We start from the raw sequence: 20,605 nt of genomic DNA on the forward strand, positions 1-20,605 counted from the left end.
GTCCCGGAGGCGCTCGACATCGAGCGGACAGTCAGACCCTATCGCGCCCGAGGCCCTGCGCGCCCGCTCAGCGGGCGTAGGCGGACAGCACCCGCTGCGCGTTCGCGGTGCGCTTGGTGTTGTGGCACCAGCGCGGGGCGCAGCGCTCGTAGTGGCGCGAGAAGCTGGCGGTGGCGGCCGGCAGGCTGCGGCTGGCGCGCAGCTTGCCCAGGGCACGCTTCTCGCTGCCGTTCAGCTCCACCCAGATGAAGTCCAGCTGGGTGTTGAGGGCATAGGGGGACCGCTTGGTCTTCGCGGCATAGCGGGTGAGCTGGTTCCAGCGAGCGCCACGGCTCCACTGGGCGATGCCCATGCCCGGGCCGCCCTTCTGGCGGGCCCTGGGGTTGATGGGGGAGCCGGACTCCTGCATCAGGTTGCCGACGATGCCGGCGGACTGGGCCGGGGTGAGGCCCTTCGCGCGGAAGTAGTCGTAGGCGATCTTGTTCGGACTGGTACGGCCGAGCGCGGTGGTGGTGACGCCGTCGCCGGCGGGGAGGGCGGCCTGCGCGGGCAGGCTGGTCCCCAGGCCGCCGACCAGGGCGGTGGCGGTCAGGGTGGCGGCGAGACGGGCACGGTGCTGGGGGTTCATGGAGTCCTTCGGTCTTTCCCGGTGGTGGTGTCAGGGGGAAGCCCCGGCGGGGGTGACGGTGCACCAACTTACCGATTGGTGAGCAGAAACTAAGAATTCTCAGAATCAGCGGACTCTCAGCGGGCACGAGGAACCGGCCGCCCTCCCCAGGGGAGGACGGCCGGTTCGTGGGACGTGCGAGGTGCAGGACCTCAGTGTGCGACGGCACCCTCGGCGCCGGCACCGGTCATGGAGCGGACCTCCATCTCGGTGTACTTCGCGGCATTGTGCTCCTTCGAGGTGATGGAGCCGAGCCAGCCCAGGATGAAGCCCACCGGGACGCTGACCAGGGCCGGGTTGTCCAGCGGGAACCAGGCGAAGTCGGCATTGGGAAACATCGCGGTCTTCGCGCCCGAGACGGCGGGCGAGAAGGTGATCAGCACCAGGGCGGAGATCAGGCCACCGTAGATGGACCAGACCGCGCCACGGGTGTTGAAGCGCTTCCAGTAGAGCGAGTACAGGATGGAGGGCAGGTTCGCCGAGGCAGCGACCGCGAAGGCCAGCGCCACCAGGAAGGCGATGTTCTGGCTCTTCGCCGCGATGCCGCCGACGATGGCCAGCGCACCGATCACGATCACGGTGGTGCGGGCCACCTTCACCTCCTGCACCGGATCGGCCTTGCCGTCCTTGAGGATGGCGTTGTAGATGTCGTGGGCGAAGGAGGCCGAGGCCGTGATGGCCAGGCCCGCGACCACCGCGAGGATGGTGGCGAAGGCGACGCCCGCGATCAGCGCCAGGAAGATGGTGCCACCCAGCCCCTTGCCGGGCAGGAAGAAGGCCAGCGCCGGGGCGGCCGCATTGGCCTTGCCGGGCATGGCGTTGATCTCGTCGTAGCCGACCAGCCAGGCGGCGCCGTAGCCGAGCACCATGGTGAACAGGTAGAAGGCACCGATCAGGCCGATCGCCCAGGTCACCGAGCGGCGCGCCTCCTTGGCGGTGGGTACGGTGTAGAAGCGCATCAGCACGTGGGGCAGACCCGCGGTGCCCAGCACCAGGGCGATGGACAGCGAGATGAAGCCCAGCTTGTTGCTGCCGTACTTGCCCATCGGCTTGAGCAGGTCCTTCCAGCCGGAGCCGTTCGCGGCCGGGTCGGCGGCCTTGATGGTGTCGGCGCTGGTCTGGGCGTGGCCCAGCAGGGTGGACAGGTTGAAGCCGGTCTTGGCCAGCACCCAGAAGGTCATGATGGCGGCGCCGCCGATCAGCAGCACGGCCTTGATCATCTGCACCCAGGTGGTGCCCTTCATGCCACCGATCAGCACGTAGACGATCATCAGGATGCCCACCAGCACGATGACCAGGTTCTGCATCATCGAGTCGGTGACGCCCAGCAGCAGGGAGACCAGGCCGCCGGCGCCGGCCATCTGGGCCAGCAGGTAGAAGAAGGAGACGGCCAGGGTGGAGATGGCGGCAGCCATGCGCACCGGCTTCTCCTGGGTGCGGAAGCTGAGCACGTCGGCCATCGTGAACTTGCCGGTGTTGCGCATCGGCTCGGCCACCAGCAGCAGGGCGACCAGCCAGGCCACCAGGAAGCCGATCGAGTAGAGCAGGCCGTCGTAGCCGGTCAGCGCGACGGCACCCACGATGCCCAGGAAGGAGGCGGCCGAGAGGTAGTCGCCCGCGATGGCCAGGCCGTTCTGGCGCCCGTCGAAGGAGGCACCGCCGGTGTAGAAGTCGCTGGCCTTCTTCTTGCCGCCCGTGGAGACGCGGATGACGATGGTCAGGGTGGCCACCACGAAGATGGCGAAGATCGCGATGTTGACCAGCGGGTTGCCCAGCTTGGTCTCGAGGAGGGGCAGGTAGCTGTTCATCACTGGGCCTCCAGCTCCGCGCGCAGACGGGACGCGATCGGGTCAAGGTTCTTGTTGGCGTGGCGGATGTAGAGCCACGTGATGCCGAAGGTGGTCACGAACTGCAGCAGTCCGAGCAGGAGGCCGATGGTCACGTGACCGATGACCTCCTTGCGCATGAAGTCCACGGCATAGGTGCTGAGCAGCACGTAGGCGAAGTACCAGATCAGGAAGGCGGCGCTGAGCGGGAAGGCGAAGTTGCGGAAGCGCTTCTTGAGCTCCTGGAACTCCTCGCTGGCCTGGACGCGGGCCAGGGCCTCGTCATCGGCGACATAGGCCTTCTTGGGCTCGGCATGGGTCGGGCCGGCGGGCGGCAGGTGGGCGGGATCACTCCCGTGGTCGGGGCGATGTGGCGTGGACATCGGGGCTCCTAAGGTCTGCATCATTGACAGGCCCCTGCTGGGCGGCCGGGAACGTCCCACCCGTGCAGGATGGAGCCAAGGTAGCGGCAAAGTCGGCCGATGTCAGCACCAAATTGTGCTTTTCTTCACATTGTTGTCGCTCTGTTGTCTCGACGTCGAGCGATCCCTTTGACCAGCGCCCACTAGGGGTTTCGTGGTCAAACCACACCGATCAGCGGAAGATGACGGTCCGCGCGCCGTCCAGGAAGACCCGCTTCTCGGCGAACAACTTGACCGCCTCGGTCAGGGTGCGGCTCTCCTCGTCCTGGCCGGTGGCCATCAGCTGGGCCGGGCTCTTGGAGTGGTCCACGCGCACCACGTTCTGCTCGATGATCGGGCCCTCGTCCAGGTCGGTGGTGACGAAGTGGGCGGTGGCGCCGATCAGCTTCACGCCGCGCTCGTGCGCCTGGCGGTAGGGGTTCGCGCCCTTGAAGCCGGGCAGGAAGGAGTGGTGGATGTTGATGGCGCGCCCGGCCAGCGCCTCGCACAGCCCGGGGGAGAGGATCTGCATGTAGCGCGCCAGCACCACCAGCTCGATGTCGTGCTCGGCCACCAGCTCCAGCACCCGGGCCTCGAAGTCCGGCTTGGTCTGCGGGGTCACGGTGTGGTGCTCGAAGTCGGTGCCGTAGAAGGCGGCCAGGTCGCCCAGGTCCGGGTGGTTGGACAGGATCGTGGGGATCTCGATGTTGAGGTGGCCGCTGCGCTGGCGGAAGAGCAGGTCGTTGACGCAGTGGCCCGCCTTGGAGCAGAGCACCAGGGTCCGGGTGGGGCGCTGCACCAGGTCGAGCTCCCAGTCGGCGTCCAGGTCCTCCACCACGGGGGCCAGGGCGGCCTCGATCTCGGTCCGGCTGGCCAGCGTGTCCAGCTCCAGGCGCATGAAGAAGCGGCCGGACTCCGGCGAGGAGAACTGCTTGGACTCGCCGATGTTGCCCTTGGCGGCCACGCAGGCCCCCGAGACGGCGTGCACGATGCCGGGACGGTCGTCGCAGGCGATCGTCAGGACCCAGTGGTTCTCGTTGCTCACCCGGCCAGCCTAGGACAAGCGGTGCGCCGCCCGGTGCCGGGCGCGGCTCAGCGGACGCTTCTGCGTGCGCCTATATCCTTGCCGGGTGACTACCCGACATGCCCGGGCCTCGCAGGCCGCCCCCGCCAGCGACCAGGAGTGCCACAGTCCCAGGCCGCACCTGGCGGCCGTTGAGGAGGTGGCCCCGTGAGCCAGGTCCTCACCAACATCGCGCTGATCTTCCTGTTCATCCTGATCGGCGGCATCTTCGCCTCGGCCGAGATGGCCATGGTCTCGCTGCGCGAGAGCCAGGTGAAGAACCTGTCCTCGCGGGGCAAGCGGGGCGAGGCCGTCGCTCGGCTCACCTCGAATCCGAACCTCTTCCTGTCCGCCGTCCAGATCGGCGTGACGGTCTCCGGCTTCCTGTCGGCCGCCTTCGGTGGAGCCACGCTCGCCAATGCGCTGAGCCCCCACCTGGTGGCGCTGGGCCTGCCGGCCTCCCTGGCGGGCACCGTGGCGCTGGTGCTGGTCACCGTGGTGATCTCCTACTTCTCGATCGTGCTCGGCGAGCTCACCAGCAAGCGGCTGGCGATGCAGCGGGCCGAAGGCTTCGCGCTGGCGCTGGCCCCGCTGGTGGACACCATCGCGCGCATCGCGCGGCCGGTGATCTGGTTCCTGGGCAAGTCCACCGATGTGGCGGTGCGCCTGCTGGGTGGTGACCCGTCGGCCGCCCGTGAGGAGGTCACCGACGAGGAGCTGCGGCAGATGGTGGTGGGCTCGCAGACCCTGGGCGTCGAGGAGCGACACATCGTCGACGAGGTCTTCGAGGCCGGCGAGCGCAGCCTGCGCGAGGTGATGGTGCCGCGCACCGAGGTGGACTTCCTGCCCGGCGACATGCCCGCCTACAAGGCGATCCGCGAGGTGCAGGGGGCGCCCCACTCGCGCTACCCGGTGACCGACGGCTCGCGGGACCGGATCGTCGGCTTCCTGCACGTGCGCGACCTGATGGACATGGACCCCTCCACCCGCTCCACCCCGATCAAGCAGCTGGTCCGCCCGGTGCTGGGCCTGCCCGAGACGGTGCGCGTGCTGCGTGCCCTGACCGAGATGCGCCGGGCGCACTCCCACCTGGCCATCGTGAAGGACGAGTACGGCGGCACCGCCGGCATCGTCACCCTGGAGGACCTGGTCGAGGAGCTGATCGGTGACATCACCGACGAGTACGACCAGCCCCGCGAGACCCAGCACAGCGAGCTGAACGAGATCGACGGCCTGCTCACCCTGGAGGACTTCGGCGAGAAGTACGGCTACCTGCTGCCCGAGGGCCCCTATGACACCGTCGCCGGCTACGTGATGGCCCAGATGGGCCGGCTGCCCGAGGTGGGCGAGGAGATGGTGGTGGTGCTTGACCGCGACCCCGACGCGCCCAATGCCGACCAGCTCACCGAGCAGGCCCAGGTGGTCTTCACGGTGGCCGAGCTGGACGGCCGCCGGGTGGCCTGGCTCAAGGCACGCCGCGCCGACCAGGGCCTGGACGGCGAGGAGCAGCTGCAGGGCTCCGGCGCCACCGCCGTCCCGGCCCCCGTCGAGCGGGGAGGCGGCAGCACCGTCGCGACCGAGGCCTGAGCGTGACCGACGGCGACGGGCTGGTCCTGCTGGGCGGCGAGGGCGCCGAGCCACTGCTCGCGGCTGCCGTCGGCCAGGCCGGGGGAGAGCTGCTCGACTGGCGGCTGGACCACGTCGACAACCAGCCAGGCCGCTCCACCACCGCCACCTACCTGGCGCGGGTGCGCTGGCCGTACGGCACCCGCCAGGAGCTGGTGGGCTGCAGCGTGCGGGCCGGCGGGCCCGACGAGCGCGACAGCCGGGCTCGTCTGCTCGGCGACGGTGAGCGTGAGGTCGCCACCTGGCTCTACCCGCACGACCCGGATCTGCCCGGCCTGGCCCGGGCGGCCTATCCCGAACGGATGGCGGAGCTGGTGAACCAGCAGGGGTTGGTGGCCCGCCGGGTGCGTGCCGAGGACCTGCGGCTGCAGATGGTCACCTACCGCCCCCGTCGTCGGGCCGTGCTCCGGCTGGAGGTCGACGGCCGCACCTGGTACGTCAAGGTGCTGCGCGAGGGGCTCTTCGACGAGGTCCAGGCCCGCCACCAGCTGCTGGAGGAGGCGCACGTCCCCTCGCCGCGCGTGCTGGCCGCCACCGAGGACCACCTGCTGGTGCTCGAGGCGCTGCCCGGCCGCCCGCTGGCCCGTGCCATCTTCGACAAGCATCCGCCCTGCAGCGCGGAGCAGGTGGTCGAGCTGCTGGATGCGCTCCCGGCCGGCCTCTCCCGGCTGGAGCGCCGCCCGCCATGGAGCGATGCGGTGGGTCACTACGCGCAGGTGGTGCTGGGCGCGGTGCCCGACCAGGAGCGGCGGCTGGCCTGGCTGGTGCAGCAGGTGGAGGCCGGCCTGGCGGGCATCCCGATGGGCGACGAGCCCACCCACGGTGACTTCCACGAGGGGCAGCTGCACACCGCCGGCGGCCGGATCTGCGGGCTGCTCGACGTCGACACCATCGGCCCGGGCCGCCGCGCCGACGACCTGGCCTGCCTGGTGGCGCACCTGTCCACGGTGCAGCGGATGGACGCGGTGCAGACCCGGCGGGTGCACCACCTGATCCGCAGCTGGGTACCGGTCTTCGACGAGCGGGTGGACCCGGTGGAGCTGCGGCTGCGGGCCGCGGCGGTGATCATCTCGCTCGCCACCGGACCCTTCCGCGGCCAGGAGCCGAACTGGCGTGCCGAGACCCTGGCCATCCTCGATGCCGCCGAGGCCCTGGTGCGCCAGGTCGGCTGAAGGGGCTGCATTCCCGTGCTGGTAGGCATCGCGGACACTCGTCCACGATCGCGCCAGGTGGGGTCGAATCTCGGTGCTGCAACAATTCGTGCCGACCGGTCACCCCGTCGCTCCCCAGCGGTGAACAGCGGGTTACGATTCGGGTGCACTCACGCAGGAGCGCTTGATCGTCCCCATCTGCTCAGGAGGCAGTTCAGTGAAGAAGTCCCTCGTCGCGCCGGCCATGCTGTCGGCCCTCGCCCTGTCGATCGCCGGTTGTGCGAAGGCTCCCGATGCCACCTCGACCACCTCGTCCACCTCCACCACGACCACCTCCGCCAGCGCCGGCGGCAACGCCTCCTCGGGCGCCTTCAAGGCGTGCATGGTCTCCGATGAGGGCGGCTTCGACGACAAGTCGTTCAACCAGACCTCGCACGATGGCCTGGTCAAGGCCGTCAAGGACCTGCAGGTGGAGCAGGGCGAGATGCAGTCCGCCACCGCCAACGACTTCGCCAAGAACATCAACGAGATGGTGAAGGCCAAGTGCAACATCATCATCACCGTCGGCTTCATGCTGGGTGATGCCACCGTGGCCGCCGCCAAGGCGAACCCCGATGTCCAGTTCGCCATCGTCGACTGGAACGACGCCGCCAAGACCGCCGGCCTGAAGAACCTCAAGCCGCTGATCTTCAACACCGCCCAGCCCTCCTTCATGGCCGGCTACACCGCCGCCGCCATGAGCAAGACCGGCACCGTAGGCACCTTCGGTGGCATGAACATCCCCACCGTGACGATCTTCATGGACGGCTTCGCCCAGGGCGCGCAGTACTACAACACGCAGAAGTCCAAGAGCGTCAAGGTGCTCGGCTGGGATCCCAAGAACCCCAAGGGCGGCCAGTTCACCGGCAACTTCTCCGACGTCGCCGGCGGCTCCCGCATCGCCTCCACCCTGACCAGCCAGGGTGCCGACGTCATCTTCCCGGTGGCCGGTCCCGCCGGTGAGGGCGCCCTGCAGGTGGCCCAGAAGTCCGGCGGCAAGGCCAGCGCCGTCTGGGTGGACACCGACGGCTGCGTCTCGGCCGCCAACTACTGCTCCTCGATCATGACCTCGGTTCAGAAGGCCATGGACGTGGCGGTCTTCGACGCCATCAAGGCTGCCAAGGACGGCACCTTCTCCTCCGACCCCTATGTCGGCACCCTGGAGAACGACGGCGTGAAGCTGTCCGACTTCCACCAGTTCGACTCCAAGGTCCCGGCCGAGCTGAAGACCGAGCTGGAGACCGTCAAGGCCGACATCATCAGCGGCAAGATCAAGATCGAGTCGGCCTCGCAGCCCAAGTGATCTGAGCCCGCCAGGGCGACTGCCCCCGCCGACCGGAGCCCCGGTCGGCGGGGGTTTTCCACCACTTCTGTATGGGAGTATTCCCCTGTGAATTCCGATCGACGAGCCTCCACCGGCCTCGCGGGGCCGGGTGACGGCGCCGGCCTGCAGCTGCGCGGCATCACCAAGCGATTCGGCCCCCTGGTGGCCAATGACCACATCGACCTGGACATCCGCCCCGGCGAGATCCACTGCCTGCTGGGCGAGAACGGCGCGGGCAAGTCCACCCTGATGAACGTGCTGTACGGCCTGCTGCAGGCCGACGAGGGCACCATCAGCGTGGACGGCACCGAGCTGCACCTGGCCGATCCCCGGCAGGCGATGGCCGCCGGCATCGGCATGGTGCACCAGCACTTCATGCTGGTGGAGGTGTTCACCGTCGCGGAGAACCTCGTGCTGGGCCGCGAGACCGGTGCCATGGGCACCGTCGACATGAAGGCCGCCCGCGCCCGGGTGCGCGAGCTCAGCGAGCGCTACAAGCTGCAGGTTGATCCCGATGCCGTGATCGAGAACCTGCCGGTGGGCGTGCAGCAGCGCGTCGAGATCCTCAAGGCGCTGGCCAATGACGCCAAGTACCTGATCTTCGACGAGCCCACCGCCGTGCTCACCCCGCAGGAGATCGACGAGCTGATGGCCGTCATGCAGGCCCTGCGCGACGAGGGCCGGGCCATCGTCTTCATCACCCACAAGCTGCGCGAGGTACGCGCCATCGCCGACCGGATCACCGTCATCCGTCGCGGCAAGGTGGTGGGCACCGCGGACCCGAGCATGACCGAGGCCCAGCTGGCCGAGCTGATGGTGGGCCGCGCCGTCGCGTTGACCGTGGACAAGCAGCCCCCGAAGCTCGGTGCCGAGCGCCTGGTGGTCTCCGACCTGGTGGTGGCCAATGCGGCCGGCACCGTGATGGTGGACCACGTCGACTTCAGCGTGCGCGGGGGAGAGATCCTCTGCCTGGCCGGCGTCCAGGGCAACGGCCAGACCGAGCTGGCCGAGGCCATCCTGGGAACCACCCCGGTGACCGGCGGCAGCATCCAGGTGGACGGCTCCGAGATCGGCCACCTGAACCCGCACCAGACGCTGGAGGCCGGCATCGGCTTCGTCCCGGAGGACCGCCAGAAGGACGGCTTCGTGGGCTCCTTCAGTGTCGCGGAGAACCTGGTGCTGAACCACGTCGACGAGTTTTCCCGGGGCCTGGCCCTGAACATGGACAAGATCCGCCAGAACGCCACCAGCCGGGTGGACGAGTTCGACATCCGCACCGCCTCGATCGACCTGCCGGTGGCCTCGCTGTCCGGCGGCAACCAGCAGAAGGTGGTGCTGGCCCGTGAGCTGAGCCGCCCGCTGAGCCTGCTGGTGGCCAACCAGCCCACCCGCGGCGTGGACGTCGGCGCCATCGAATTCCTGCACGACCGGATCGTGGCCGAGCGGGACAACGGCACCGCCGTGGTCATCGTCTCCACCGAGCTGGACGAGGTGGTGGGCCTGGCCGACCGCGTGGCCGTGATGTATCGCGGCAAGATCGTCGGCATCGTCCCGCCGGACACCCCGCGCGATGCCCTGGGCCTGATGATGGCCGGCGTCCCCGAGCACGAGGCGCTGGCCGCCGCAGGCGTGGCGCCCGCGGCCCCGCGCGAGGAAGGAGAGCGCGCGTGAGCACGGCAGCAGCCGGCGCACCCGGCGCCAATCGCAAGTGGTCCTCCAGCATCCCCTGGGGCGAGCTGGCCACCACGCTGGCCGCCTTCGTGCTGGCCTTCCTGATCGGCGCCATCCTGATGGTGGTCTCCGATCCCGAGGTCTCCGGCAAGTGGGCCTACTTCTTCAGCCGCCCCAGCGATGCGCTCAGCGCCTCCTGGGACAAGATCTCGGGTGCCTACGGGGCCCTGCTGAGCGGATCGGTGGGCAGCTGGAAGGCCATCACCGAGACCACCTCGGCTGCCGCGCCGCTGATCAGCGCCGGCCTCGGCATGGCGCTGGCCTTCCGCGCCGGACTGTTCAACATCGGCGCCCAGGGTCAGGCCATCTGGGGCGCCATCCTGGCCGCCTATGTCGGCTTCGCCGTCGACGGCCTGCCGCTCGCGGTGCACCTGCCGCTCGCCGTGCTCTGCGGCGTGCTGGGCGGTGCGCTGTGGGGCGGCTTCGCCGGCTGGCTGCGTGCCGCCACCGGCGCGCACGAGGTGATCGTCACCATCATGCTGAACTACGTGGCCACGCTGATGCTGGCCTGGCTGCTCACCACGCAGCCCTTCCTGCGGCCCGGCCGTCAGGACCCGATCGCCCCGGAGGTGAAGTTCACCGCCACCTTCCCGCGCCTGGAGGGTGGGCAGCTGCACCTGGGCTTCCTGCTGGCCCTGCTGGCCGCCGTCGGGGTCTGGTGGCTGATGGAGCGCTCCACCACCGGTTTCCGGATCAGGGCCGTGGGCGCCAACCCCGACGCCGCCGCCACCGCCGGCATGAGCGTCTCGCGCACCACCGTGGTGGCCATGACGCTCTCGGGCGCACTGGCCGGCCTGGCCGGCGTGCAGGCTGCCCTGGGCCCCAACGAGCTGGGCCTGCCCACGCCGCTGTCCGCGGGCTTGGTGGGCACCATCGGCTTCGACGCCATCACCGTGGCCCTGCTGGGTCGGTCCAAGCCGTTGGGCACCGTGCTGGCCGGCCTGCTCTTCGGCGCGATGCACGCCGGTGGCCTGGCCATGCAGTCGCAGGCGGAGACCCCGCTCACGCTGACCACCGTGCTGCAGGCACTGATCGTGATGTTCGTGGCCGCCCCGATGCTGGTGCGGACGCTGATCCCCTTCCTGAAGGCCCGCAAGGCCCGTCCCGCCGCGCTCGGCGTGGGCGGCGACGCGGTGGCCGGGCAGGTGGCCGCCCAGCAGGCGGTGGCCGCACCGCAGGAGAGCACCGTGACCAAGAGCGCTGCCCAGAGCGTCGCCGACTCGAAGGAGGGCCGGGCATGAGGAAGACCCCGATGCCGCAGACCGGCGCGCAGATCCCCGCGGGGACCGGCCTGCCGGCCCAGGCCCTGGACGACGGCCAGGAGGTGCAGCTGCGCAGCGCGGAGAGTGCTGCCGGGCGCCGCAGCCGCCTGACCACCGGTGCCATGGTGACCCTGTTCGGCCTGCTGCTCACCGCACTGGCCTTCACCGCCAAGGGCTCGGCACGCTTCGCGCTCTCCGACGCCTTCGACGCCGTCCAGCTGCCCACCATCACGGTGCCCGGCCTGGCCACCGTGCTGGTCTGTGGCCTGCTCACCCTTCTGGCCGGACTGGGCTACCTCTCGGGTCGGCTGAGCGGCCGGATGCCGGCCGTGGCGGGCACCGTCGCCGGCCTGGCCGTGATGATCGGCTTCCTGGCCTGGGCCGCGGCCGGGCGTGACCTGCCCTTCCCGGTCTCCAACCAGCTCAACGGCACCCTCGCCATCGCCACCCCGCTGGTGCTGGGCGCCCTGGCGGGCGTGCTCAGCGAGCGGGCCGGCGTGGTGAACGTGGCCATCGAGGGGCAGTTCCTGGTGGCCGCCTTCGCCGCCGCGGTGGTGGGCTCCACCACCAAGTCAATCGTCGCCGCCCTGGTGGCCGCGGTGATCGCGGGCGTGCTGATGGCCGCGCTGCTGGCGCTGTTCACCATCACCTACCTGGTGGACCAGGTGGTGATGGGCGTGGTGATCAACCTGTTCGCCTCCGGCATCACCGGCTACCTGTTCGACCAGCTGATCCAGCCCAAGTCGGCCGAGCTGAACCAGGCGCCCCAGATGCAGACCATCGCCATCCCCGGGCTGAGCAAGATCCCCTTCTTCGGTCCCGTCCTGTTCACCCAGACCGCGCTGGCCTACCTGGCGCTGGCCTCGGTGGTACTGGTCTGGTTCCTGCTCTACCGCACCCGCTGGGGCCTGCACGTGCGCGCCGTCGGTGAGCACCCGAAGGCCGCGGACACCGTCGGCATCAACGTGGCCCGCACCCGCTGGTCGGCCGTGCTGGCCGGCGGCGTCTTCGCCGGCCTGGGCGGCGCCTTCTTCACCGTCGGATCCACCGGTGCCTTCGCCAAGGACATCACCGTCGGCAACGGCTTCATCGCCCTGGCCGCGCTGATCATGGGCCGCTGGCACCCGGTGCTGGCCGCGCTGATGGCGCTCTTCTTCGGCTTCGTGAAGCAGATGGCCTCGCAGCTGTCGACGCTGAACACGCCCGCACCCAGCCAGTTCCTGCTGATGCTGCCCTACATCGCCACCATCATCGCGGTGGCCGGCCTGGTCGGCCGGGTCCGAGGACCTGCCGCCGACGGCCAGCCCTATGTCAAGGAAGGCCACTGAGATGGCCACGCCTGGGCGTCCTGGGATCGACTGGGAGGCGCTGCGCGAACGCGCCCGCCAGCTGAACCAGCGCGCCTACGTCCCCTACTCGGGCTACCGGGTGGGCGCGGCGGCGCTGGTGGACGACGGGCGCGTGGTCAGCGGCTGCAATGTGGAGAATGCCGGCTACGGCGTGACCCTGTGCGCCGAGTGCGGCCTGGTCAGCGAGCTGGTGGCCGGAGGCGGTGGCCGCCTGGTGGCCTTCACCTGCTGCAACTCGCTGGGGGAACGGATCATGCCCTGCGGGCGCTGCCGCCAGCTCCTGTTCGAGCACGGCGGCAACGAGCTGCTGGTGGACACCCCACGCGGCGTGCTCACCATGGCCGAGGTGCTGCCGCAGGCCTTCGGCCCCGCCGACCTGGCCGAGGTCGAGGCCGCACGCGGCGGGCCCGACCCGGCGGTGTGAGTCTCAGGCGTCCGAGTCCGGGATGCCGGGCGAGAGCTGGTAGGCGCGCGTCGGGGTCATCGCCTGGCCATTCAGCTCGACGGTGAGCTGCTGGCTCACCGGGGCGCAGCCGGTGGCATCGCTGGACAGCTGCGCCGAGCCGTCGTGGGCGGCGTCGGTGGACGTGCTGGCCGAGGGCGTGCTGCTCGACGCTGCACCCGAAGACTCCTGCGTGCTGGCCGTCGGGCTGGCCGAGGAGGCCGGTGCCGAGGAGGCCGGTGCCGAGGCCTTCGCCGAGGGCTTCGGGGTGACCAGCGGCTGGTCGGCCGCCAACTTCTGGAAGAGCGTCTTCGCGCTCTCGGCGGGCACCACCCGGTTGGCATCGGCCGGGTCGGGCACGGTCGGCATGGTGACGAAGCTGGTGGCGGAGGCAGGGATGGAGCCGGCGGTGGTGGCCAGCTGGGCCAGGGTGGCGACGCTGGCCAGGCCCTTGTCCACGGTGAGCGCCTCGGTGGCCGCCTCGGCCAGCCGGTAGACCTTGGCCGGGTTCAGCAGGGTGCCCTTGCTCTCCAGGCTGCGCTGCAGCGAGGCCAGGAAGAGGTGCTGGGCCACGGTGCGACCCAGGTCTGAGCCGTCGCCGAAACCGTGCCGGGTTCGCAGGAACTGCAGCGCGGCGGCGCCCTCCACCAGGTGCTCGCCCTTGGCCAGCTTGAGGTGGGACTGCGGGTCGTAGACATCGTTGTCGACGCAGACCTTCACGCCGCCGATCGCCTCGGACAGGGTCACCACGCCGCTGAAGTCCACCATGGCGAAGTGGGTGATGGGCAGCCCGGTGAGCTGGTGCACGGTCTTGATGGAGCAGTCCGTGCCGTAGTTCAGCGAGGAGTTGACCATGCCGCGGCCGGCCTCGCGGGTCTTGCCGTTGCCGGCGCAGGCGGGCAGGTCCACCACGGTGTCGCGGGGGATGCTCACCACGGCCATCGAGGTCTGGTCCGCGGAGATGTGCACCACCATCTGCACGTCGGCATTGGTCTCGCCGTCGATCTTGGCCTTGCCGCAGGAGCCACCCAGCTTGCAGTCGTCGGCATCCTGGCGCGAGTCGGTGCCGGTCACCAGGATGTTCTGCGCGCTGCCCTTGGGCAGGCCCTCCAACGTGGCGGCGGTGCCGCCCACGTCGCCAGGCATGTCCACCGTGGTCAGGTTGCCGTTCAGGTGGCGGTAGTAGCCGAAGCCGGCAGCCGCGAGGGCCAGGGCCAGCACCAGCAGGGCGCTCAGCAGCACCAGTCCGCGCCGGCGACGTCGCCGGGGCGGTGCTGCGGGGGAGGCGCCCGCCGGGTCGTCAGCTGCGTCGGTGGGGGCGACCCGACGCGGCTCGGGGGAGTTGGTCACTGACATGGGACACAAGACTAGGCGGTCGCTGGCACAATGGCCCGGTGATCACCGCCGCCGCCGATGGCTCGTCCCTGTCCAACCCCGGCCCCGCGGGCTGGGCCTGGTACGTCGACGAGGGCTGCTGGGCCTCCGGGGGCTGGCCGCACGGCACCAACAACATGGGTGAGCTGATGGCCGTGCTCAACCTGCTGCAGCAGACCGCGGTGGCCCCCGACGAAGAGCTGCACGTGCTGTGCGACTCGCAGTACGTCATCAACTGCATCACCAAGTGGATGGCGGGCTGGAAGCGCAAGGGCTGGCGCAAGGCCGACGGCAAGCCCGTGATGAACGTCGAGTTGCTGCAGGAGATCGACCGGGTGATCGCCGGGCGGACGGTCAGCTTCGAGTGGGTGAAGGGCCATGCCGGCCATGCCATGAACGAGGCGGCCGACCAGCGGGCCCAGGCCGCTGCCCGTGCCTACCGCGACGGGACGGCCGTGGACCCCGGCCCGGGCTTCCAGGGTGCCGGCCACGACGGGGCGGTCAGCCTCGACGTGGCACCGACGGCAGCCCCCGTGGAGCTGGACCTGTTCAGCTTCGACGAGACCGAGCCCGCGGCCCATGGCAGCGTCGACGCCGACGACGTGGTGGCCCTGGAGGAGAGCCTGCTGCTGGACAGCGTGCGCTCCGACCGGCGCCGGGTGGAGGCGCTGCTGCACCCCGACTTCACCGAGATCGGCGCCTCCGGCCGGATCTGGAGCCGGGCCCGGATGCTGGCCAGCATCGAGCCGCTCACCAACCGGACCACGCTGGAGGTGGTCGGGGTGGACACCCTGGTCGACGGGCTGGTGCTGCTGCGCTGGCGCTCGCGCAGCCGCGGCGCCGTCGTGCTGCGCAGCTCGCTGTGGCAGCGCACCGCCCAGGGCTGGCAGCTGCGCTTCCACCAGGGCACTCCCGCCGATCACTGAGCCATCGGAGCGCGGGGGAGGGTCCAGTGGCTGGGACTGGCCTTTCGGTCACTGGGCAAGCGGCGCTCTGGTGGGCAGAATCCAAGCACCCGCCCATCCCGCACCCAGGAGGTCCCGTGTCCCTCACCACCCGATCTGCCCGCAGCCTGGCCGCCGTCGCCCTGGCGGCCGGCCTGTGCCTCTCGACCCCTGCCGTCGGCCTGGCCGCGGCGCCCGCCCCCGCTTCCGCCGTCCTGGTGGCCCCTGCCAAGCTCGCCCCGGTGGACCTCGCCTCCCGGGCCGAGGCCTTCAACGCCCGCCACGGCCTGACCGACGTGCGACCGGCTGGCCAGGTGATCGACCCCACGCAGTACCAGTGCGATGCCGACACCGACTTCCGTCGCTGGAGCGCGGACCAGGTGGACCGCCTCAGCCAGGCCGACCTCGACTTCCTCGCCGAGACCGCGGCCGACGCGCTGCCCACCTATGACGCCCTGCTCTTCGGCTCCAGCTCCGACCAGGCCTACTCCTTGGGCCAGGACTCCCAGGTGCTGACCAAGACCTTCAAGAAGCTGCGCGCCTTCTGGGACATCAACTCCTCCGACATCCAGCTGATGGGCATGAACGGCCACGTCTACTCCGACGTGGCGAGGATGACCGAGATCTACCAGGTGGTCTTCGAGCTCGACGCGGTGACGGCAGCCGCCTACGCCCAGTACGTCCACGACTACCTCGCCAGCTCGCCGACGCTGGATGCGGACAATCCGCTGATGACGCTGAACGCCTTCGCCTACAGCACCTTCGGCACCGACCCCGCGATCAGTGACCGGATCATCATGGGCGCAGGCATCCTGCAGGCCTATGACGAGCTGGGCTATGGCGACGTCGCGCCGCAGCTGATCCTGGCCCACGAGTTCGGCCACCACGTGCAGTTCGAGCTGGGCATGATCACCGCCGAGACCGTCGGCGAGGCCGAGACCACCCGTCGCACCGAGCTGCACGCCGACGCCTCGGCCTCCTACTTCGCCACCCACCCCAAGGGCCTGAGCATGCAGTACAAGCGGGTGCAGCAGTTCCTCGGCGTCTTCTACGGCATCGGCGACTGCGGCTTCACCTCCGGTGGACACCACGGCACCCCGAACCAGCGACGCGCGGCCGCCGACTGGGGCTACCGGCTGCAGGAGGCCAACCGGCCCAAGTCCTACGTCCACCCGGCACGCACCTTCGCCGAGTTGTTCGACCGGCAGCTGCCGGTGCTCGTCGCCCCCGACGCCTGACCGGCCGGCCCTGCCCGGGCGCGGTGCCGCGTTCGGGCAGGGCCACCACCAGCGATAGTCTGTGCCGCATGTGTGCACATGTTCTGGCTGCTGTCGCCTGGCCCTATGCCAACGGTCCGCGACACATCGGCCACGTCTCCGGTTTCGGTGTCCCCTCCGACGTCTTCGCCCGCTTCATGCGCATGAGCGGCCACGACGTGCTGATGGTCTCCGGCACCGACGAGCACGGCACCGCCATCCAGGTGAAGGCCGACAGCGAGGGGCTCACCGCCGAGCAGACCGCTGACAAGTACCACCGCATCATCGCCACCGACCTGCAGGGCCTGGGGCTGAGCTACGACTTGTACACGCGCACCACCACCGACAACCACCGCCAGGTGGTGCAGGAGATGTTCACCACCCTGCACGAGAACGGCTACATCGTCGCCAAGACGCAGCTGGGCGCGATCAGTCCGTCCACCGGCCGCACCCTGGCGGACCGTTACATCGAGGGCATCTGCCCGATCTGCGGCTACGAGGGCGCGCGCGGTGACCAGTGCGACAACTGCGGCAACCAGCTCGACCCGGCCGACCTGAAGAACCCGCACTCGCGCATCGACGGCGAGGTGCCCGACTTCGTCGAGACCGAGCACTTCTTCCTCGACCTGCCGGCCTTCGCCGAGGCGCTCGGCGCCTGGCTGGAGACCCGCCAGGACTGGCGTCCCAATGTGCTGCGCTTCAGCGCCAACTTCGCCAAGGAGCTGCAGCCGCGCGCCATCACCCGTGACCTCGACTGGGGCATCCAGATCCCCCTGGAGGGCTGGAGCGACAACCACATGAAGCGCATCTACGTGTGGTTCGACGCAGTGATCGGCTACCTGAGCGCCTCCATCGAGTGGGCCCGTCGCACCGGCGACCCGGAGGCCTGGAAGACCTGGTGGACCGAGGGCCAGGCGAAGAGCTACTACTTCATGGGCAAGGACAACATCGTCTTCCACTCCGTCATCTGGCCCTCGATGCTTCTGGGTGCCAATGGCGAGGGGAACAAGGGCGGACAGCCTTCGGACTGGTTCGGGGCGCTGGACCTGCCCACCGAGGTGGTGAGCTCGGAGTTCCTGACCATGAAGGGTTCCAAGGTGGCCAGCTCGCGTGGCGCCTCGATCTTCGTGGGCGACTTCCTGGCCGAGTTCGGTCCCGACGCGCTGCGCTACTTCATCGCCGTGGCCGGGCCGGAGAACCAGGACACCGACTTCACCTGGGAGGAGTTCGTCCGCCGGGTGAACTTCGAGCTGGCCAATGAGTGGGGCAACCTGGTGAACCGCTCCATCTCGATGGCGCACAAGAATGTGGGCGCCATCCCGCAGGCCGGCGAGCTGACCGAGCAGGACACCGCCCTGCTGGAGGCCTCGAAGGCCGCCTTCACCACCGTCGGGGAGCTGCTGGAGCACTGCAAGTTCAAGGCCGCCATCACCGAGGCGATGCGCGTGGTCAGCCTGGCCAACAAGTACATCTCCGACCAGGAGCCGTGGAAGCTGAAGGACCAGCCGGAGCGACGCGACACCGTGCTGCACGTCGCCCTGCAGGTGGTCAGCGACTGCAACACCCTGCTCACCCCCTTCATGCCGCACGCCGCGCAGAAGATCTACGAGGCGCTGGGTGGCGAGGGCATCTGGGCCGCGCAGCCCGACCTGGTGGAGGTCAGCGAGGGTGAGAAGAGCTACCCGGTGCTGATGGGCAACTATGCCGCGGAGAAGGCCGCCTGGCGCTCCGAGCCGATCGTGGCCGGCACCCCGCTGTCCAAGCCCTCGCCGCTCTTCCGCAAGCTCGACGAGTCGCTGGGCCAGACCGGCCCGGAGTGGGCACCGATCAGCCCCGCGCAGCAGGGCTGAGCGGACCGCGATCCCCGCGCAGCTCCAGACGGGAGCGGCGGGGCCTGAAGCCCACGGTGCAGCCCGGTCTGGCCTGCGCCAGGCGGTCGGCATCGGGCCCGTCCACCACGGCGATCACCGGGTAGCCCCCGGTGGTGGGGTGGTCGGGTCCGAAGACCAACGGCAGCCCCGAGGTGGGCACCTGCACCGCGCCGCGCACCACGGCCTCGCTGGCCAGTTCCTCGGTGACGGCGCGGGTGAGGCGGGGGCCGTCGAGGCGTGCGCCGACGCGGTCCGACTCCGAGGTCATCTGCCAGGTGCCACGTGCGAGCAGGGCGCGGGCCTCGGGGGCGAACCAGTCCTCGCGGGGTCCCCAGGTGGCGCCCAGCTCCAGGTGCTCGCTCGGGCCTCCGGTTGCCACCGCCAGGTCGGTGCCCAGCAGCGCCTCGCGGCCCGCAGTCCCGACCAGCAGCTCCTGCCCGGCCTGCAGCGGCGCAGGGCCCATCTGTCGCGTCGGGTCGCTGGACAGGCTGCCGAAGACGCGTCGGCCCTCCAGGCCACCGCGCACCGCCAGATAGCTGCGCAGGCCGCGGACCGGCACGCCCACCTCCAGCAGCTCCCCCTCGCGCAGCAGCACGGGGGACAGCACGTCCACGCCTCGTCCGGCGACAGTGAGCGGCGCCTCGGCGCCGGTGAGCGCCACCAGCATGTCACCGTCGACGGCGCGCAGCGCCAGCTGCCCCATCAGCAGTTCCAGCGAGGCCGCCCCCGCCTGGTTGCCCACCAACCGGTTGCCCAGGTGCCAGGCGGCCCGATCGAAGGCGCCGCCCGCGCTCACCCCGAGGTGCGCCAGGCCCGGCCGGCCGCCGTCCTGCAAGAGGGTTCGGGGTCCGGGCCGTTCCACCAGCAGTCTCACATCACACCGCCTCGAAGCGGATCCGCGCACCCGGCACCAGCAGGGCCGGGGGTTGGCGTTCGACATCCCACAGGCGCGCATCGGTGGTGCCGACAAGCTGCCAGCCGCCGGGGGAGGCCTGCGGGTAGATGCCGGTGAGGTCACCGGCGAGCGCGACGCTGCCGGCCGGGATCCGGGTGCGTGGGGTCTCGTGCCGGGGCACTGTCAGGCCGCCGCTCTCGCCGGACAGGTAGCCGAAGCCCGGCATGAAGCCGGCGAACTCGACGGTCCACAGCTGTCCGGTGTGGCGGGCCACCACCTCGGCGGGGCTGATCCCCACGATCCGGGCCACCTCGGCGAGGTCCGCGCCGTCGTAGCGCACCTCGATGGTCACCGGTTCGGAGGCCGTCCGGTCCGCCTCGTCGAGGCCCGTGACCAGCAGCCGCTCGATGTGACTTGCCGCTCGTTCCAGTGCGGCCTCGTCGCGACACTGCACGGCGACCGTGTGCTGGGCGGGCACCAGCTCGACCACGTCCTCCACGGGGTCTGCGAGTAGTGCCTGGTGCAGGCGTCGACGCATGCCGGGCTCGTCCAGCTCCACCAGCAGGCCCGCGGGCCCCAGCGGTCGCAGCCGGTACCACTGGCCCTGGGTCACGCGAAGGCTCGCAGGTCCATGCCGTCGGCCTCGAGGGCGGTGCGGATCGCCCGCGCCATCGCCACGGCGCCGGGGGAGTCCCCGTGCACGCAGACCGACTCCACGTCGATGGTGACGGTGCTGCCGTCGACGGCGGTGACCGTGCCGGAGCGGACCAGCTCCACCATCCGTGCGGCCACCTGGTCCTGGTCGTGCAGCACCGCCCCTTCCAGCCGGCGCGAGACGAGCGTGCCGTCGGCGGTGTAGGCGCGGTCGGCGAAGGCCTCGCGGACCGCACGGATCCCGGTCCGTTCGGCCTCGGCCAGCACCGCAGAGCCGGGCAGGCCCAGGATCGCCAGCGGCTGCTCCAGGGTCTGGTTCACCGCGGCAACGGCCTGCACCACGGCGCCGGCCTGGCCCTCATGGTGCACGATGGCGTTGTAGAGCGCGCCATGGGGCTTGACGTAGTCCACCCGGGTCCCGGCGGTGCGGGCGATCGTGCACAGCGCCCCGATCTGGTAGACCAGCTCGTCGCGCAGTTGCGCGGGCGGGACGTCGATGAAGTTGCGTCCGAAACCGGCCAGGTCGCGGTAGGCGACGTGGGCCCCGATGCGCACGCCACGGCGGGCTGCGGCGGAGCAGGTGCGCACCATGGTGGAGGCGTCGCCGGCATGGAAGCCGCAGGCGATGTTCGCCGAGGTGACCACCTCCAGCAGGTCCTCGTCCTGCCCCATCTGCCAGGCGCCGAAGGACTCGCCCATGTCGGCATTGAGGTCAATCACGCGGCTCATG

At 70.3% G+C, this 20,605-nt stretch carries 17 protein-coding genes and 1 pseudogene; 10 read left to right on the forward strand and 8 right to left on the reverse strand.

What is annotated here, in order from left to right; all coding sequences use genetic code 11:
* Window positions 1–67 precede the first annotated feature (67 nt).
* From ABD073_RS01750 to purU, 4 genes are all read right to left on the reverse strand, one after another.
* Window positions 68–628, reverse strand: a complete 561-nt coding sequence (locus ABD073_RS01750) for a phage tail tip lysozyme (RefSeq protein WP_343871998.1) — start codon at window positions 626–628, stop codon at window positions 68–70.
* Window positions 629–819: 191 nt separating this feature from the next.
* Window positions 820–2,475 carry a solute symporter family protein gene (locus ABD073_RS01755; protein ID WP_343871999.1) on the reverse strand — a complete coding sequence of 552 codons (1,656 nt, stop codon included), beginning with the start codon at window positions 2,473–2,475 and terminating at the stop codon, window positions 820–822.
* Window positions 2,475–2,876 (reverse strand): DUF485 domain-containing protein, encoded by a 402-nt coding sequence (locus ABD073_RS01760; protein WP_343872000.1) that lies wholly within the window; start codon window positions 2,874–2,876, stop codon window positions 2,475–2,477. The genes ABD073_RS01755 and ABD073_RS01760 overlap by 1 nt, the downstream gene beginning before the upstream one ends.
* A gap of 211 nt (window positions 2,877–3,087) precedes the next feature.
* The gene (purU, locus tag ABD073_RS01765; protein WP_343872001.1) at window positions 3,088–3,939 is read right to left on the reverse strand and encodes a formyltetrahydrofolate deformylase; all 852 of its coding nucleotides are present in this window, start codon (window positions 3,937–3,939) and stop codon (window positions 3,088–3,090) included.
* Between the two features lie 186 nt (window positions 3,940–4,125).
* On the opposite strand from purU, the gene ABD073_RS01770 reads away from it, so the two are divergent.
* The 7 genes and pseudogenes from ABD073_RS01770 to ABD073_RS01800 all read left to right on the forward strand — a co-directional run bounded on the left by ABD073_RS01770 (window position 4,126) and on the right by ABD073_RS01800 (window position 12,863).
* Window positions 4,126–5,544, forward strand: a complete 1,419-nt coding sequence (locus ABD073_RS01770) for a hemolysin family protein (RefSeq protein WP_343872002.1) — start codon at window positions 4,126–4,128, stop codon at window positions 5,542–5,544.
* Entirely contained in the window at window positions 5,541–6,755 is a 1,215-nt protein-coding gene (locus ABD073_RS01775) for an aminoglycoside phosphotransferase family protein (protein WP_386751282.1), read from the forward strand. The genes ABD073_RS01770 and ABD073_RS01775 overlap by 4 nt, the downstream gene beginning before the upstream one ends.
* 196 nt (window positions 6,756–6,951) lie before the next feature.
* Window positions 6,952–8,076 carry a BMP family lipoprotein gene (locus tag ABD073_RS01780; RefSeq protein WP_343872004.1) on the forward strand — a complete coding sequence of 375 codons (1,125 nt, stop codon included), beginning with the start codon at window positions 6,952–6,954 and terminating at the stop codon, window positions 8,074–8,076.
* 87 nt (window positions 8,077–8,163) lie between these two features.
* Window positions 8,164–9,768, forward strand: coding sequence for an ABC transporter ATP-binding protein (locus ABD073_RS01785; protein ID WP_343872006.1), 1,605 nt, complete (start codon window positions 8,164–8,166; stop codon window positions 9,766–9,768).
* Window positions 9,765–10,931: pseudogene (locus ABD073_RS01790) on the forward strand (ABC transporter permease); the annotation flags it as partial. The gene ABD073_RS01785 and the pseudogene ABD073_RS01790, both read left to right, overlap by 4 nt.
* A 134-nt stretch (window positions 10,932–11,065) precedes the next feature.
* Complete coding sequence (locus tag ABD073_RS01795) at window positions 11,066–12,418, forward strand: ABC transporter permease (RefSeq protein WP_343872007.1); 1,353 nt, start codon at window positions 11,066–11,068, stop codon at window positions 12,416–12,418.
* A gap of 1 nt (window position 12,419) precedes the next feature.
* The gene (locus ABD073_RS01800) at window positions 12,420–12,863 is read left to right on the forward strand and encodes a cytidine deaminase (protein WP_343872008.1); all 444 of its coding nucleotides are present in this window, start codon (window positions 12,420–12,422) and stop codon (window positions 12,861–12,863) included.
* A 3-nt stretch (window positions 12,864–12,866) separates the two neighbouring features.
* Here ABD073_RS01800 and ABD073_RS01805 read toward each other — a convergent pair whose 3' ends face one another.
* Window positions 12,867–14,237, reverse strand: a complete 1,371-nt coding sequence (locus ABD073_RS01805; RefSeq protein ID WP_343872009.1) for an LCP family protein — start codon at window positions 14,235–14,237, stop codon at window positions 12,867–12,869.
* Between the two features lie 38 nt (window positions 14,238–14,275).
* Between ABD073_RS01805 and ABD073_RS01810 the strand changes: the two genes are divergently transcribed.
* The 3 genes from ABD073_RS01810 (at window position 14,276) to metG (ending at window position 18,305) form a co-directional block, all read left to right on the forward strand.
* Entirely contained in the window at window positions 14,276–15,181 is a 906-nt protein-coding gene (locus ABD073_RS01810; protein ID WP_343872010.1) for an RNase H family protein, read from the forward strand.
* Window positions 15,182–15,297: 116 nt separating this feature from the next.
* Entirely contained in the window at window positions 15,298–16,437 is a 1,140-nt protein-coding gene (locus ABD073_RS01815) for a hypothetical protein (RefSeq protein WP_343872011.1), read from the forward strand.
* Window positions 16,438–16,505: 68 nt separating this feature from the next.
* Window positions 16,506–18,305, forward strand: a complete 1,800-nt coding sequence (gene metG, locus ABD073_RS01820; protein WP_343872012.1) for a methionine--tRNA ligase — start codon at window positions 16,506–16,508, stop codon at window positions 18,303–18,305.
* Here the strand turns inward: metG and ABD073_RS01825 are convergent.
* The 3 genes from ABD073_RS01825 to ABD073_RS01835 are packed head-to-tail and all read right to left on the reverse strand — an operon-like array spanning window position 18,283 to window position 20,604.
* Complete coding sequence (locus tag ABD073_RS01825; RefSeq protein ID WP_343872014.1) at window positions 18,283–19,200, reverse strand: 5-oxoprolinase subunit C family protein; 918 nt, start codon at window positions 19,198–19,200, stop codon at window positions 18,283–18,285. The two genes, metG and ABD073_RS01825, sit on opposite strands and share 23 nt — an antisense overlap.
* A gap of 1 nt (window position 19,201) precedes the next feature.
* Entirely contained in the window at window positions 19,202–19,834 is a 633-nt protein-coding gene (locus tag ABD073_RS01830) for a 5-oxoprolinase subunit B family protein (protein WP_343872015.1), read from the reverse strand.
* Window positions 19,831–20,604, reverse strand: coding sequence for a LamB/YcsF family protein (locus ABD073_RS01835; protein WP_343872016.1), 774 nt, complete (start codon window positions 20,602–20,604; stop codon window positions 19,831–19,833). The genes ABD073_RS01830 and ABD073_RS01835 overlap by 4 nt, the downstream gene beginning before the upstream one ends.
* Between the last annotated feature and the right edge of the window lies 1 nt (window position 20,605).

This window comes from Luteococcus peritonei (genome assembly GCF_039526385.1).
Classification (GTDB): domain Bacteria; phylum Actinomycetota; class Actinomycetes; order Propionibacteriales; family Propionibacteriaceae; genus Luteococcus; species Luteococcus peritonei.

What these genes read in the sequence shown, in the direction of transcription:
- ABD073_RS01750 (WP_343871998.1), bottom strand. Translation starts at nt 628, where the DNA reads ATGAACCCCCAGCACCGTGCCCGTCTCGCCGCCACCCTGACCGCCACC.
- metG (WP_343872012.1), top strand. Translation starts at nt 16,506, where the DNA reads ATGTGTGCACATGTTCTGGCTGCTGTCGCCTGGCCCTATGCCAACGGT.
- ABD073_RS01795 (WP_343872007.1), top strand. Translation starts at nt 11,066, where the DNA reads ATGAGGAAGACCCCGATGCCGCAGACCGGCGCGCAGATCCCCGCGGGG.
- ABD073_RS01755 (WP_343871999.1), bottom strand. Translation starts at nt 2,475, where the DNA reads ATGAACAGCTACCTGCCCCTCCTCGAGACCAAGCTGGGCAACCCGCTG.
- ABD073_RS01800 (WP_343872008.1), top strand. Translation starts at nt 12,420, where the DNA reads ATGGCCACGCCTGGGCGTCCTGGGATCGACTGGGAGGCGCTGCGCGAA.
- ABD073_RS01835 (WP_343872016.1), bottom strand. Translation starts at nt 20,604, where the DNA reads ATGAGCCGCGTGATTGACCTCAATGCCGACATGGGCGAGTCCTTCGGC.
- ABD073_RS01805 (WP_343872009.1), bottom strand. Translation starts at nt 14,237, where the DNA reads ATGTCAGTGACCAACTCCCCCGAGCCGCGTCGGGTCGCCCCCACCGAC.
- ABD073_RS01760 (WP_343872000.1), bottom strand. Translation starts at nt 2,876, where the DNA reads ATGTCCACGCCACATCGCCCCGACCACGGGAGTGATCCCGCCCACCTG.